The organism is Mucilaginibacter gossypii, assembly GCF_017569325.2.
GTDB lineage: Bacteria > Bacteroidota > Bacteroidia > Sphingobacteriales > Sphingobacteriaceae > Mucilaginibacter > Mucilaginibacter gossypii.
The window spans coordinates 349414-363092 of sequence record NZ_CP071878.2 but is presented as its reverse complement, the minus strand read 5'-3'; the positions used below and the strand labels follow the sequence as shown (position 1 = coordinate 363092).

The following is a 13679-nucleotide window of genomic DNA, read 5'->3' as shown; positions in this document are numbered from 1 at the left end:
TTATTTACAATCACTGATACCATGCACAGGATATTATCTATCGTATTTTTATTATTTGTTGCCAAACTTGCAGTGGCGGGCCCGGAAGAGCCATGGTCATTAAGCACCGACAAGGAAGGCATCAGGGTTTATACCCGCCACATTCCCGATTCAAAGATCAAAGCCATTAAAGTAGAATGTACATTTAACGCTTCAGCTGCTCAGTTGGTAGCTGTGCTTATGGATATTAAAACTTGCAGCGAGTGGGTTTACCACACCAAATCGGCTACTATTATTAAGCAGGTGTCTCCGTCAGATATTTATTATTACTCGGAGGTAAACATACCATGGCCGGTACACAACCGCGATTTTGTGGCTCATTTAAAAGTTACGCAAGATCCCAAAACCAAAATTGTTACCATCGACGCGCCGGTTATCTCAAATATGGTACCCGCGAAAGATGGCATCGTAAGAGTTGAAAACTCAACCGGCAGGTGGGTTATCACTCCCGTTGATAGCAATCATGTAAGTATCGTTTACACCCTGCACCTTGATCCGGGGGGCTCTGTACCTGCCTGGCTTATCAATATGTTTGCCGCACAAGGCCCTACCGAAAGTTTTAAAGGTTTAAAAAAACAATTGCAGAAACCGGCTTATAAGGATGTGAAGCTGGCATATGTGCAGTAGCCCCCCAGCCCCCTAAAGGGGGAGCGTTTAGCAACGAATTTATAATTGAAAACAAATTTCGCGTTAAGGATTGCAGCGGATACCCGCCTGTGACTAAAGCCTGCGCAGTATGAGCGGAAAGCCTGGCCGAAGGCAACGCCCTAAATTCTGAACCGGGATTTTTAGGATTAAGAGATTTATTGGATTTTAATTGCGCCCTTTCAATTCACTCCACATTCAAAAATCCTGTCTTCCAAAAAATCCCCCAAATCCTGGTTCAGACAACTTACAAATAAACGTCAGCATTTTGCAAATAAAATTGAAAACTCGTATCACACTTAGCTGTACTTTCGATGTTAGTATATAACCGTTTAATTTGCCGGCAGGATACCAAAGGATAGTTGTGCTAATTATAAACGTTAATATTGCTTTAACCAATAAAGTAAACGTGTAAACGATGAGAGTTGCCTTGTTTGTTCCTTGCTATGTTGACCAGTTTTACCCCAAAGCGGCTATTGCCACGCTGGAGTTACTGGAGAAACTTGGCTGTGAAGTCCACTACCCTAAAAATCAAACCTGCTGCGGACAGCCTATGGCCAATTCGGGCTATGAGCATTTAACCAGTGGCTGCAATAATTTATTTGTCGATAATTTTTCGGGATACGATTATGTCGTTTGCCCTTCGGGGAGTTGCACCCTGCATATCAAAGAGCATTTACATGCCGATGGGAAAGAAGAACAGGCTACCGAGATCCGCAAAAAAGTTTATGAGCTTACCGAGTTTTTGGTTGATGTTTTAAAAGTAAAACAACTTTCGGCCAGTTTCCCTTACAAGGTTGGTTTACACCAGAGCTGCCATGGTTTGCGTGGTTTACGCATAGCCCAAATGAGTGAGCTTGTTGCCGAACCATTCAGCAAACCGGCCCAGTTACTGGATCTGGTGAATGGACTGGAACTGGTTCCACTTAGCCGCCAGGATGATTGCTGCGGTTTTGGAGGAACGTTTTGTGTAGTCGAGGAGGCAGTGTCGGCCAAAATGGGGAAAGACCGTGTGGCCGATCACATATCGCACGGGGCACAGTACATCACCTCGGCCGATCTTTCGTGCCTGATGCACCTCGAAGGCATCCTGCGCCGTCAAAACAGCGATGTTAAAGTAATTCACGTAGCCGAAATTTTAAACCACAGCATGTAATGAGCACCGCAACTACCAAAGATCACCCACATTTAGCTGCCGAATTTAACCGCGACGAGCCACGTGTAAACTGGCACGACGAAACCCTGTGGTGGGTACGTGCCAAACGGGACATTGCCGCTCATAAACTCCCCGAATGGGAACTGCTGCGCGAAACGGCATCACAAATAAAATTTAACGTACTCTCAAACCTGAGCACCTACCTGGAACAGTTTGAGGCTAACGCCATTAAAAATGGCATCATAGTACACTGGGCTGCAGACGCGGCTGAACATAACCAGGTTGTACACAACCTGCTTGAGCAAAGGGGCATTACTAAAATGGTTAAAAGCAAGTCGATGCTTACCGAGGAATGCCATTTAAATGAATACCTGAAAGAACAGGGCATCGACGTAATTGATTCCGATCTCGGAGAGCGCATCGTACAGTTGGCCAATGAACCGCCAAGTCATATCGTACTGCCATGTATCCATAAAAAAAAGGAAGAGATCGGTGATATATTTCATGAGCATTTAGGTTCGGCCAAAGGTGAATCAGACCCTAAAATATTGACTGAAACTGCCCGTCAGCATTTGCGCGAGGTATTTTTAACCCGACGTGCGGCGCTTACCGGTGTTAATTTTGCAGTGGCCGAAACAGGTGAGTTCGTGATCTGTACCAATGAGGGTAACGCCGATATGGGCGCGCACCTGGCTGAGATCCATATTGCGTCGATGGGTATTGAAAAAATCATCCCCGAAAGGAAGCACCTGGGTGTATTTTTGCGCCTGCTTACCCGCAGTGCTACCGGCCAGCCAATTACCACTTACTCGAGCCATTTCAGCAAACCGCAGGAAGGCACCGAAATTCATATTGTTATTGTTGATAACGGGCGCAGCATTCAGTTGGGTCGCGAGGAGTTTCGCAATTCATTAAAATGTATCCGGTGCGGGGCTTGTATGAACACTTGTCCCGTTTACCGCAAAAGCGGCGGGCACAGCTACCATACTGCTGTCGCAGGGCCGATAGGCTCAATCCTCGCCCCTAACCTCGACATGAAAAAATATGCCGACCTGCCCTTTGCTTCTACTCTTTGCGGTTCGTGCAGTAATGTGTGCCCGGTTAAAATAGATATTCATGACCAGCTGTATAAATGGCGGCAGGTAATTGTTAAGGAAGGCTATTCGCCCAAAGCCAAAACTATGGCTATGAAGGCTATGGCTTTAACATTGGCCTCACCAACTTTATACCGTATGGGGGGAAAAACCGGTCGACTGGTGTTTAAATATGCCCCATTTGCGGTAAACAATAAATTAAACCCATGGTACAATCAACGCGAAATGCCAAAAGCACCCGATGAATCGTTTGGCGAGTGGTATGCCAAAAGGAAAGGAGCGAAAAACTCATGAGCCGGGAAAAAATATTAGCTGCTGTAAAATTTAATCAGCCCGCTGCTATGCCGCTGCCAGATATGGAAGTGCTGAATACGCTAACCGATGTCAGAACTGATCTGGTGTCAAAATATAAAACCATAGCTACAGCAGGCGGCAGCTTTGTTTATGAGGTTAGTGACTTTGATGAGATCAAAACCATCATCAACAATGAATTTAAACCCGGTGTAAAAATCATATCTGCCCTTAACGAACTGAGCAATTACATTTATGCCGAAAACGTGAAACACGAAGACGGCCACAACTTTGCTGATGTGGAGCTAACCATACTTAGTACTAAACTTGGTGTTGCCGAAAACGGGGCACTCTGGCTTACTGAAAAGGACATGGGTAGCCGGGTGTTGCCATTTATTGCCCAGCATCTGGCGGTAGTGATCGGTAAAGATGATTTTGTACCTACCATGGCGCAAGCTTACAAGATAATTGCCGATGCTGATTATGGCTATGGCTCGTTTATCTCCGGCCCTTCAAAAACAGCGGATATTGAGCAGTCATTAGTGATTGGTGCGCATGGGCCAAGGAGTTTATCGGTTTTTATACTTTCGTAAAGATCTTTTAAAAGCGACCTAAAAGTAACGTCATTGCGAGTAACCATCAGGGAAGCCCTGAAAAAAAATGAAATGACATGCATTGCGATGAGAAGTAAGATATTTGTCTTGAACATCGGGCAAACTACACACCCCGTATAACCCTTGGGGCCTTTAAGAGCCCGCTTGCGAGTTTGGGACTGTCGCTTTTTGCAAAAAACATTATAGGGAACCACCAGTTCTGACCAACTGGTGGTTTACCGCGCTTTTAAGCTTAGACTTTTTAAAGCGGCAGAGTTTGCCCTGTTTTTTAAAAATATGGGCAAAGCTAAACAAAACAAAAAGAAGAAGGGGGCAGGAACTCCTGCAGGTTCAAAAAAGATGGAACGATTTGGGATTCTTTACCCCAGATCAGCCGGGATCGATGTAGGGAGTATGCTCATGGTCGTATCTTACACTGATTCCAGGGATCAGATCCACCTGAAACAGTTTGACAGTTTTACCTCCAGTCTTAATAAACTGGCCGACTTGCTACAGGGGGAAAAGGTGGAGATCGTAACGATGGAATCAACCGCCAACTATTGGATGCCCCTGCATAGTATCCTTGAGTCCCGGGGCATAAAGGTGGTGATGATCAACCCAAGCCATTATCGGAATGTATCGGCACGAAAAACGGATATTAATGATGCACAGTGGTTGCATAAGCTGCTTACCCATGGTCTTTTACGCGAATCACATATTGCTCCGGCCTGTTACCAGGACCTGCGGCAATATATCCATGAAAGGCAGATCTGCCAGGACCAAAAAAGCGATACACTCAACCGTATCCAAAACACCCTGACCAAAATGAATATCAAGTTCCAGCACCTGATCAGCGATATTGAAGGTGTATGCGGCATGAAGCTTTTGCGGATGATCTGCTCAGGGATCTCAGATCCGGAAAAACTGCTTTGTAGTATCGATCATAAACGGCTGAAAGCAAGTCAGCAGGAATTGCTCCATTCTCTTGAGGGAGACTACCGGGACAGCCAGATCAATACACTTAGGGGCAGCCTAAAGGCATACGACTTTTTTAAAGAGCAGATGCTTTATTACGAACAGCACATCGAACAAACGCTTAAACTATTGGCACCGGAGATAAAAAGCTCAAAGAAACAAGGCATGGTCCGCAAGAATCAATATCATATCAACTTAAAAGATTACCTGGTAGCAATTTTGGGCGTGGACCTGACAGCAGTGGAAGGCTTGGATGAGATCGGCTTGCTAACGATACTGGCAGTAACAGGGCCTGAGATGAGCAAATGGCCTACCGCAGGCCATTTTACAAGTTGGTTAAACCTGTCACCCCGTCCTAAAATAACAGGAGGCAAGCTCGTAGGCTATGAAAAACGGATCACCCACAACCCGGCTACGCAGGCTTTCAGGTTGGCGGCAAACTGCCTGTGGCAAAGCAAGGGGCCGTTAGGGCAGCAATACCGAAAATTAGCTGCAACTAAGGGAAAGGCAAAAGCTATTAAAGCAGTGGCCAGGAAAATAGCCGTGATATTTTATAATATGGTACTTAAACAGGAAGCCTACGATGTCACTAAAGTCCAGCAAGATGTAGAGGTTCAAAAGGCAAGAAAGATCAGCCGTCTGCAAAAAGAAGCGCAAAAACTTGGTCTTACACTCCAAAAAGCAGCTTGATTATGAATCTCTTACAGACACGTCATTATAAGGTACTAAGCAATCCCCGACTTTACAGGGCGGACCTGCTAATAGGGGATTGCTTAGTACCTCGCAATGATGCTTTTTATTTGCAAACCCACCCGTCTATAACCAACCTAAAAATCAACAATTTACAACAATGACAAATGAATGATACAAAAATATACCGATTGGTATATTTTTGTACTGTCAAAACTAAATGACACTCAACAACATGAAAATTTCACAAAATACAGTATTGATAACCGGCGGCAGCGCCGGAATAGGTTTTGAAATAGCTAAACAACTATCAGCTAAAAATAACCACGTAATTATTATTGGCCGCAACCAGGATCGCTTGGACAAAGCAGCCGCCCAATTAAAAAATGTAACCGCTATTAAGGCCGATATCTCAAATGCAGATGATGTAGAGGCACTAACCGCAAAAGTGAAAAAAGATTTCCCTCAGCTAAATGTGGTGATCAATAACGCCGGTGCAGCTTCAATTAACGATCTGCTTACTACGCCCAACGTTTTTGAAAACGCACAAACTGAAATGTTTACCAACTATATTTCAGTAATCCGCCTTAACGAAAAACTGCTTCAGGTTTTACAGCAGCAAAGCGAAGCGGCTATCGTAAACGTATCATCAATAGTTGCCTTTTTGCCTGGCAAACAAACTGCTACCTACTCAGCAACTAAAGCCGCCCTGCACTCTTACACCATTTCATTGAGAGCTGCTTTAGAAGACACTAACATTAAAGTATTTGAGCTAATGCCTCCATTGGTCGATACCGAATTTTCGGCAGAAATTGGCGGACATAACGGTATCCCGGCGTCGCAGGTTGCTGATGAATTTGTAGCAGGCTTTGAAACCGACAACTTCGAGATCCGCGTTGGTGGTACCGAACCATTCTACCGTCTGTTCCTGTCAAACCCAGCCGAAGCTTTAAAAGCCCTGCACCAGAGATAATTTCTGGTTTAGTTTTTTTATCATAAAAAATACCGATTGGTATTTTTTATGATAATTATTAGTTTCTAACTCATACTTCAATGAAAAAAAGCATCCTCATCATTACGGTTATAGCAGCCGCTATTATGGAACTGATAGATACCTCAATAGTAAATGTTGCCCTTTCGCACATGAGCGGTAACCTTGGCGCCACGCTCGAAGATACTTCTTGGGTGATAACCGCCTACGCTATAGCGAATATCATCGTAATCCCGATGACCAGCTTTTTAACCACCAAGCTTGGCCGTCGTAATTATTATATCGGTTCAATCATCGCGTTTACTTTCTTTTCGGCCATGTGTGGACTATCGTCAAACATATGGACACTGGTCGCTTTCCGCTTTTTACAGGGCATTGGCGGCGGCGCGCTGTTATCAGTATCTCAAGCCATTGTGTTTGAAGTTTATGGTAAAGACCGCGTAGGTATAGCCAGCGCGCTATTTGGCGTAGGTGTATTTCTAGGTCCAACCATCGGCCCCACCCTGGGTGGGTTCATTACCGAAAATTATAGCTGGCCATGGATCTTTTACATCAACATCCCAATCGGTATTGCTGTAACCATATCAAGTTTATTGCTGGTTACCGAACCGGAGATCAAAGCCAAAGTAAAAAGTGTGGACTGGTGGGGCATCCTTCTGCTGATTATAGGCATCGGCTCGCTTCAAACTGTATTAGAACGCGGTGAAACTGACGACTGGTTTGCCGCCGGTTACATTATAGTGCTTACTATAATAGCCATTATAAGTCTTAGTACTTTCATTTGGTGGGAGCTTACAACCCCTAACCCGGTTATTGATCTACGGGTACTGAGAAGCAAGTCGCTCGCTGTAGCGGCTATACTGACATTTGTAACCGGGTTTGGCCTGTTTACGTCTGTATTCCTCACACCTGTGCTTGCCCAAAGGGTGCTCCTGTTCCCGCCAACTATTACGGGGCTTATTCTGTTGCCAGGCGCGGTACTGGCCATTGTGGGCTTGTTATTTTCGGCCACATTGTTAAAAAAAGGTGTATCTCCGTTGATCATCATTACTGCGGGGTTCGTTATCTTCATCAGCTTTACCTGGCAAATGTCGCACATGAATCTGGAGGCAGCGCCTGGTGATTTGGTTGGCCCACTAATTTACCGTGCCATGGGTATTGCCTTATTAACCGTACCCCTTACCGCTTTAGCTGTATCGGGGCTCGAACCTAAAGACATTCCACAGGGAACTGCTTTAAATAATATGATGCGGCAGTTAGGCGGTTCATTTGGTATCGCCGTAATTAATACATATGTAGCCCAACGTTTCGGATTACACCGCAATGACCTGTTATCCAATATCAATATTTTCAATGATCAAACTACAGCAAGGATCGCCAAGCTTAGCAACTATTTCAGCAGCCGGGGTTTTTCATCATTTGACGCTCATAAAAAGGCCATTGCGGTTATTGATAATACCATCAACAGGCAATCATTTTTATTAAGTTACCTGGATGCCTACCTATTTTCGGGTTTGATATTTTTACTGGCTATGCCGCTCTTATTCCTTGTTATCAACCGTAAAAAACAAGCCCGGGCTGTTGTTATCATAAATGACCACTAATTAAATACCAATTGGTATATTTGTATTATGGAAAACGAATTGTCAAAAGCCGAACGTACACGTCAATTCATTATTGAGCGTACCTCACCCGTGTTCAATAAAAAGGGGTATGCCGGCACATCCCTTTCCGACCTTACCGAAGCTACCGGACTAACCAAAGGCAGTATTTACGGTAATTTTAAAAACAAGGAAGAAGTAGCTGCCGAAGTATTTGAATACAACTCGGGCAAGGTGCGCAAGCAGATCCAGGAACGGATTCAGCGGGCCACCAGCTATCATGATAAATTATTGGTTTATGCCCAGGTATACCACAGTTTTACCCGGGGTGATTTTATTCCCGGTGGTTGCCCTATCCTGAATACCGCTGTTGATGCCGACGATACTAACCCATTATTGAAAGATAAAGCTGCCAGGGCAGTGATCCGCTGGAAAACAGGTATTGAAAACCTCATTAAGGCAGGCATTGAAGCAGGGGAACTGAAACCTGATATTAATACTACAGAAACGGCCTTAAGCATGATAGCGCTTATTGAGGGCGGTATCATGATCTCAAAAGTGACAGATTCTCCTGCAAATTTGGATATCATTTTGGCATCTGTTTATAACCTCGTAGATAACCTGAAGCTGTAAATAATAACTATATCTTAGAGCTACAGGTTGTTACTTGATTGTTACAATAATTGGATATAACTTTGAAAACAAAAGAAACGCTCCCCGTGTTATCTTCTTTACCAATTATTAATTATGTCGAAAAAGATCTTGATCCTTGATGATAGCGAGGATATTTTGGAAGTGATGAAAGATGCTCTGGAAATGGAGCACTATGAAGTTGAGGTACTGAATTATACTGATGACATATGCAAGGCGGCGCTATCAGCCAATGCCGACCTTGTGATTTTGGATTACATTTTATTCGGTATAAATGGTGGTGAACTTTGCCATATGTTAAAAACCAACCCGGCGACGGCGCACATCCCGGTGGTGATGGTATCGGCTTATCCGCGTGTGCTGGAATCCTTAGGCAATTATGGCTCCGATGCTTTTATTGCCAAGCCTTTTAACCTGAGCGATGTTATTGACACGGTTAACCATTGCTTTTTAACGGCCGGCGATAATGTGGCGCATATGGCCTGAGATTTTCTGCTTGAGGATTTTAAACTTACGAAATTTTGAAAACTTCGTAAGTTTTCCTTTCCACTCTATTTCGTACTTTATCTAAACAAATCAAAACTATATTGCGCTACGCTCCAAAACTCATCAAGCGCAATGATTCGGGGTTTAAAAAAAGAGATTAATGCGGGCCAGTCTTCCTGTTTAAATATGTTTACATTTGGTAGGGTTTTAATAATGCGGCTCACCGTTTTGCCATAGTCATCGGTAGTGTGCAACTGCCAGTCCCATTCTTCCTCAAGCTGGCTGTTCAGGACATTCTTTAGCTCAACAAACTGATCAAACATCAATTGCTGGATATCAGCATCGGGATGGCTCATTTCAATGGCTATAAAAGCAGATTTTTTATCAGCCTCCATTTTAAAATACAGATACTTGATACCTGTTTTATAGTTAACCCAGTTAGTGCGCAGGCCATCGGCCGAAAGCTGGGGCTTGAGGTATTGCCCAAACGCTGTCCAGAACGCCTGTTTTAGTTGAGTTGCCTGTTCTTTTGAGTACAATTTACCGGGATTGATGAGAGGCAAAAGTAAGGGTTTTAAAATTAAATGGAGGAAACCGTAATCCTGAGTTTGAAACAGGGTGAACACCAAAGGCGATATAATAAAAGGGACCTGTTAGTCTGAGCCTGTCGAAGACTCGTGCGCAGAGGCCCTGCCCGCCATGCTTCGACAGGCTCAGCACGACACCCGTTTTAACATGTCATTCTAAGCGATAATGAAGAATCTTCTTCATTAATGCAGAGGCACTATACAGGGCGAAAAAGATCTTTGGTTCCTACCCATGACATAATAAATAAAGAATGTTACCGTCAGCAGGTAAGCTTCGGGTGAAAGCGGGCAGAACAATGATGGCCTTGAGCACAGGAAGGGGCATAGCAAGTTTTTGCAGAAGCATTGGGAAAGCGCGAGCGTAGCGGGGCAAAATAATTGCAGCCCGTGGTTCTGCCCGTTTTGCAGGGCAAAGGCCGGCGCGACGGGTTGCGGAGTGGGTGAGCGCAAAGAAGCCTATCTGCTGACTTGACTTTTTGGGTACTTTTGTGTCAAGACAAAAGTATCTGGCCCCGCGCGGCCAAGAGCGCGACGATGCAAGTTCATTACAACAATAGCCTGTTACTTCCCTCTGTGCGATTGCTTCGTGCCTCAATGACGTTCCGGGAAGTCATTTTACCTTCAGAGGCCACGGATTTAAACACTCAGGATGACAATAAAAGTTAATTTCATTTTACCTTTAGAGGCCTGGATCTCCTACTCAGCATAACAGCCCTTTTTAACCTTGTGATTACCTAATAAACCCTATCTTTACCCATACCACATTAATATTTTATGGCAAGCTACCAGGTAAACTGTATTGATAAACCCAAAGCATCAAGCACACATGAACAGATAACCCACATCGGTTATTATGAATCGTTGGACAGGCCAAGGGTAGTGATTTCCGTTGCCGAAGCCATAGCCCGTATCGAAGTCAACAGCCAGGCTTTTTATGTAAGCACCGAAAGAGGCAAAACCTATCTTACCGTAGTAAAACCCGAAAACGGTGGCAAAAAACATCTCCAATCTCTAATTGACAGGGCCGGTATCGATAACCTGCTGACGCTCGAAGAAGTTTAGATAGCAACGGTTAAAACCTTTCTCCTTTAACCTTTTCCCTTTCGCCTCAAAAAAATCTATTCCTTTTTATCAACAATGTACGAAGTAACCCTTTTCACCTTATCATTTTCCAGCTCATAAAAATCGGCATAGTACATAGCCATGCCTTTGCCATCTTTGTCTTTGCATTGAACAAGACCGTCAACAGCAGCTGTATTACCCTCGACTACAATATGATCTTTGGTTGATGAAACCATTTTTACATCTTCCATTCCGCCTAAAAATTGCTCCACTTCATTCTTCCCGTTCATAATAGTTACGGATGAGCCTTTCATAGTCCATTTTACGTCGTCGGCAAAAAAACTTAGGATCTTTTCAACGTCATTATTATCAAAAGCGTCGATAACATGCTGTACAATTTCTTTAGTTGCCATGATAGTTTGATTTTGTTTAAGATAAAGTTAAGCCTAATATGGCCTGGCGAAGAGGGGCAAAAATGCCATTATCGGGGTGCTATATGACTTATATGATTCAAAAAGTACAATTCTTCAATTGATATTATTCCATTGCAAATAACCTTCAAATCATTTCTATTATTTATATTGCCTCAAGATAACCAACCTTAACATGATCAATAAACAGCCGGTAGTTCAAAGCCCCAATACCTTCCTGAAAACTATATCAATAATCCACCTCGCTCTGATAGCCGGACAAATTATGTTTGCCGCAGTAACTTTCATGATAACTAACAAAACCACTACTGGGCAGCGCGATAACGTGTTTATTTATGTTGTACCCATAATGGCCTTTACTGGTCTTGCCGTAAGCAACATATTATTTAAAACAATGGTGAGCAAAATTGACGGCCAAAGTCCGTTGAAGACTAAACTCGCTGCTTATCAATCTGCATTGATCGTGAGGTTTGCTTTATTAGAGGGGCCTTCCCTTTTTGCTATTGTGAGCTTCATGCTAACCGGCAACCTGATTTTTTTGGGCATATCCGGAGCTATCATAGCCTACTTTATTTATCTGCGCCCGACCAAGCAAAAAATTGAAGATGATTTAAATTTAGGGTATGAGGAAAAGGCAGAACTTGATGGCACAGGTAAAGTTTATTGATGATGTATTAGACAAATGAGATCCAAGTTCAAATTTTGGCCTAAATTCCTTATACTGATGTGCCTGTTTTTGAGCTGTCTGATGTTTATTTATGTTTTCATTAATTTCGATATTCTTTTTGCTCACGGTAAGCCCCTTCATTTCCTAATATTTCCTTATATGATATTTAACTGGACTATCTGTAGTTTGATAGGGCATCAACTAAATCATAAAGCACATAAAATCATTATTAATGGTGACACGGTAATCAGGGTCCGCAACTTTGGATTTGGTTTGAAGAAAGTTTATAAAACAAGTGATATTGAAGGATTTTTGACCTATTCGATATCTGGCAAGAAAAATGCGAACGAATATCTATACCTGATTGCAGGCGATGAAAAGGTAGCGAAACTATCAACCTATTACCACCAAAACTATCAAGAACTAAAGCTGTCTATAGTTCAGCATCAGATCGAAAATTTGGCGAACGAACGTTGGACGATTTGGAAACATCTCACTGCATAATCAATTGGGGCTTTAATATAAATAACATTTATTTTGCCGGAGATATAACTCTAATTGGCCAATTCAATCTAATTCGAGAGATTTGTGTCGATCAACTCAAGCCTGATATATGTATCCCGAACTCATCAACCACATTAAAAGATACGTCCAGTTATCTGAGGCCGATGAGACAACCATTTGCCGGCATTTTGAGCCTAAGAACTTTAAAAAGAAGGAATTCATCTTAGAACCCGGCAAACTTTGTGCTGGTAACTATTTTGTAACCAAAGGCCTGGTGAGGCAATACTTTGTTAATAACAAGCTCAATGAGCAGATCATCCAGTTCGGTTTGGAAAACTGGTGGATAGCCGATCAAGACAGTCTTCTTAATCACCAGCCCGCCACAACCTATATCCAAACCATTGAGGCTTCAGAGCTGCTGTTGCTCACCGAAAAAAACCTTGTGGCTTTGTTTGAAGCTGTGCCGCAAATGGAAAGCTATTTCCGCGTCATGATGCAAAAAGCCTTTGTTGCGTCGCAACGGCGTATTGGATACATTTTTAATCAAAACGACGAGGAGCGTTACCGGCATTTCACCAGCCTTTTTCCGGCCTTTGTACAGCGGGTACCCCAATATATGCTTGCTTCCTATTTAGGCTTCACCCCACAATTTTTGAGCAGGTTAAGGGCTAAAAAAATCTGATTTTCTTAAACTCAGTTCATTTTTTTAGGGCGTGTTTATCCCCAACTTTGTATTAACAAAAAAGAAAAAAACATGAACCGCTTAAAAATAAACACCGCCGAACCAGCTGGATACAGGGCCATGATCGCCCTTGAAAAATACATTGAAAGCACCGAGTTAACCACCCGTCATAAAGACCTGATCAAGATCCGCGCTTCACAAATTAATGGCTGTGCTTACTGCGTGGATATGCACACTACAGATGCACGCAAAGCCGGCGAAACCGAACGCCGCATCTATAACATCAGCGTTTGGCACGAAGCACCTTTCTTTGATGAGCAGGAACGTGCAATATTAGCCCTTACCGAAGAAGTAACCCTGATCGCCGGCCGCGTATCTGACGAAACCTATAAAAAAGCAGCAGAATTGTTTGACGAAAAATACCTGGCACAAGTGATTATGGCTATCATCACCATCAATGCCTGGAACCGCATTGGTGTAACTACCCAACTTCAGCCACCACTCGATTAATCCTTTTTAATTTTGTTGTTTTGA

General features: G+C 43.3%; 16 protein-coding genes. 14 read left to right on the top strand and 2 right to left on the bottom strand.

The window, feature by feature from the left end; translation table 11 throughout:
- Positions 1–21 precede the first annotated feature (21 nt).
- From J3L18_RS01705 to J3L18_RS01665, 9 genes are all read left to right on the top strand, one after another.
- Positions 22–666 (top strand): START domain-containing protein, encoded by a 645-nt coding sequence (locus tag J3L18_RS01705; RefSeq protein WP_129570563.1) that lies wholly within the window; start codon positions 22–24, stop codon positions 664–666.
- 436 nt (positions 667–1102) lie between these two features.
- On the top strand, positions 1103–1840 hold the full coding sequence (locus J3L18_RS01700; protein WP_129570564.1) for a (Fe-S)-binding protein: 738 nt from the start codon (positions 1103–1105) through the stop codon (positions 1838–1840).
- On the top strand, positions 1840–3228 hold the full coding sequence (locus J3L18_RS01695; protein WP_129570565.1) for a lactate utilization protein B: 1389 nt from the start codon (positions 1840–1842) through the stop codon (positions 3226–3228). The genes J3L18_RS01700 and J3L18_RS01695 overlap by 1 nt, the downstream gene beginning before the upstream one ends.
- Positions 3225–3818, top strand: coding sequence for a LutC/YkgG family protein (locus J3L18_RS01690; RefSeq protein ID WP_129570566.1), 594 nt, complete (start codon positions 3225–3227; stop codon positions 3816–3818). The genes J3L18_RS01695 and J3L18_RS01690 overlap by 4 nt, the downstream gene beginning before the upstream one ends.
- A 297-nt stretch (positions 3819–4115) precedes the next feature.
- Positions 4116–5483 (top strand): IS110 family RNA-guided transposase, encoded by a 1368-nt coding sequence (locus tag J3L18_RS01685; RefSeq protein WP_223266314.1) that lies wholly within the window; start codon positions 4116–4118, stop codon positions 5481–5483.
- A gap of 235 nt (positions 5484–5718) precedes the next feature.
- The gene (locus tag J3L18_RS01680; RefSeq protein ID WP_129571318.1) at positions 5719–6456 is read left to right on the top strand and encodes an SDR family oxidoreductase; all 738 of its coding nucleotides are present in this window, start codon (positions 5719–5721) and stop codon (positions 6454–6456) included.
- Positions 6457–6536: 80 nt separating this feature from the next.
- Positions 6537–8078 carry an MDR family MFS transporter gene (locus tag J3L18_RS01675; protein ID WP_129571319.1) on the top strand — a complete coding sequence of 514 codons (1542 nt, stop codon included), beginning with the start codon at positions 6537–6539 and terminating at the stop codon, positions 8076–8078.
- 27 nt (positions 8079–8105) lie between these two features.
- Positions 8106–8708, top strand: a complete 603-nt coding sequence (locus J3L18_RS01670; RefSeq protein ID WP_129571320.1) for a TetR/AcrR family transcriptional regulator — start codon at positions 8106–8108, stop codon at positions 8706–8708.
- 114 nt (positions 8709–8822) lie between these two features.
- Positions 8823–9212 carry a response regulator gene (locus J3L18_RS01665; protein WP_129571321.1) on the top strand — a complete coding sequence of 130 codons (390 nt, stop codon included), beginning with the start codon at positions 8823–8825 and terminating at the stop codon, positions 9210–9212.
- Positions 9213–9289: 77 nt separating this feature from the next.
- Here the strand turns inward: J3L18_RS01665 and J3L18_RS01660 are convergent, their stop codons facing one another.
- Positions 9290–9775 (bottom strand): DUF4268 domain-containing protein, encoded by a 486-nt coding sequence (locus J3L18_RS01660; protein WP_223266277.1) that lies wholly within the window; start codon positions 9773–9775, stop codon positions 9290–9292.
- 798 nt (positions 9776–10573) lie between these two features.
- Between J3L18_RS01660 and J3L18_RS01655 the strand changes: the two genes are divergently transcribed.
- Complete coding sequence (locus tag J3L18_RS01655) at positions 10574–10861, top strand: DUF3892 domain-containing protein (protein WP_091175009.1); 288 nt, start codon at positions 10574–10576, stop codon at positions 10859–10861.
- 56 nt (positions 10862–10917) lie between these two features.
- Here the strand turns inward: J3L18_RS01655 and J3L18_RS01650 are convergent, their stop codons facing one another.
- Positions 10918–11274, bottom strand: coding sequence for a nuclear transport factor 2 family protein (locus J3L18_RS01650; RefSeq protein ID WP_129571322.1), 357 nt, complete (start codon positions 11272–11274; stop codon positions 10918–10920).
- A 193-nt stretch (positions 11275–11467) separates the two neighbouring features.
- Between J3L18_RS01650 and J3L18_RS01645 the strand changes: the two genes are divergently transcribed.
- The 4 genes from J3L18_RS01645 to J3L18_RS01630 all read left to right on the top strand — a co-directional run bounded on the left by J3L18_RS01645 (position 11468) and on the right by J3L18_RS01630 (position 13655).
- Complete coding sequence (locus J3L18_RS01645) at positions 11468–11959, top strand: hypothetical protein (protein ID WP_091175004.1); 492 nt, start codon at positions 11468–11470, stop codon at positions 11957–11959.
- 159 nt (positions 11960–12118) lie between these two features.
- Positions 12119–12463 carry a hypothetical protein gene (locus tag J3L18_RS01640; protein ID WP_129571323.1) on the top strand — a complete coding sequence of 115 codons (345 nt, stop codon included), beginning with the start codon at positions 12119–12121 and terminating at the stop codon, positions 12461–12463.
- Between the two features lie 109 nt (positions 12464–12572).
- Positions 12573–13145, top strand: a complete 573-nt coding sequence (locus J3L18_RS01635) for a Crp/Fnr family transcriptional regulator (protein ID WP_129571324.1) — start codon at positions 12573–12575, stop codon at positions 13143–13145.
- Between the two features lie 72 nt (positions 13146–13217).
- Positions 13218–13655, top strand: a complete 438-nt coding sequence (locus J3L18_RS01630; RefSeq protein ID WP_129571325.1) for a carboxymuconolactone decarboxylase family protein — start codon at positions 13218–13220, stop codon at positions 13653–13655.
- The last annotated feature ends 24 nt before the right edge of the window (positions 13656–13679 follow it).

What these genes read in the sequence shown, in the direction of transcription:
- J3L18_RS01705 (WP_129570563.1), top strand. Translation starts at nt 22, where the DNA reads ATGCACAGGATATTATCTATCGTATTTTTATTATTTGTTGCCAAACTT.
- J3L18_RS01700 (WP_129570564.1), top strand. Translation starts at nt 1,103, where the DNA reads ATGAGAGTTGCCTTGTTTGTTCCTTGCTATGTTGACCAGTTTTACCCC.
- J3L18_RS01695 (WP_129570565.1), top strand. Translation starts at nt 1,840, where the DNA reads ATGAGCACCGCAACTACCAAAGATCACCCACATTTAGCTGCCGAATTT.
- J3L18_RS01690 (WP_129570566.1), top strand. Translation starts at nt 3,225, where the DNA reads ATGAGCCGGGAAAAAATATTAGCTGCTGTAAAATTTAATCAGCCCGCT.
- J3L18_RS01685 (WP_223266314.1), top strand. Translation starts at nt 4,116, where the DNA reads ATGGGCAAAGCTAAACAAAACAAAAAGAAGAAGGGGGCAGGAACTCCT.
- J3L18_RS01680 (WP_129571318.1), top strand. Translation starts at nt 5,719, where the DNA reads ATGAAAATTTCACAAAATACAGTATTGATAACCGGCGGCAGCGCCGGA.
- J3L18_RS01675 (WP_129571319.1), top strand. Translation starts at nt 6,537, where the DNA reads ATGAAAAAAAGCATCCTCATCATTACGGTTATAGCAGCCGCTATTATG.
- J3L18_RS01670 (WP_129571320.1), top strand. Translation starts at nt 8,106, where the DNA reads ATGGAAAACGAATTGTCAAAAGCCGAACGTACACGTCAATTCATTATT.
- J3L18_RS01665 (WP_129571321.1), top strand. Translation starts at nt 8,823, where the DNA reads ATGTCGAAAAAGATCTTGATCCTTGATGATAGCGAGGATATTTTGGAA.
- J3L18_RS01655 (WP_091175009.1), top strand. Translation starts at nt 10,574, where the DNA reads ATGGCAAGCTACCAGGTAAACTGTATTGATAAACCCAAAGCATCAAGC.
- J3L18_RS01650 (WP_129571322.1), bottom strand. Translation starts at nt 11,274, where the DNA reads ATGGCAACTAAAGAAATTGTACAGCATGTTATCGACGCTTTTGATAAT.
- J3L18_RS01645 (WP_091175004.1), top strand. Translation starts at nt 11,468, where the DNA reads ATGATCAATAAACAGCCGGTAGTTCAAAGCCCCAATACCTTCCTGAAA.
- J3L18_RS01640 (WP_129571323.1), top strand. Translation starts at nt 12,119, where the DNA reads ATGATATTTAACTGGACTATCTGTAGTTTGATAGGGCATCAACTAAAT.
- J3L18_RS01635 (WP_129571324.1), top strand. Translation starts at nt 12,573, where the DNA reads ATGTATCCCGAACTCATCAACCACATTAAAAGATACGTCCAGTTATCT.
- J3L18_RS01630 (WP_129571325.1), top strand. Translation starts at nt 13,218, where the DNA reads ATGAACCGCTTAAAAATAAACACCGCCGAACCAGCTGGATACAGGGCC.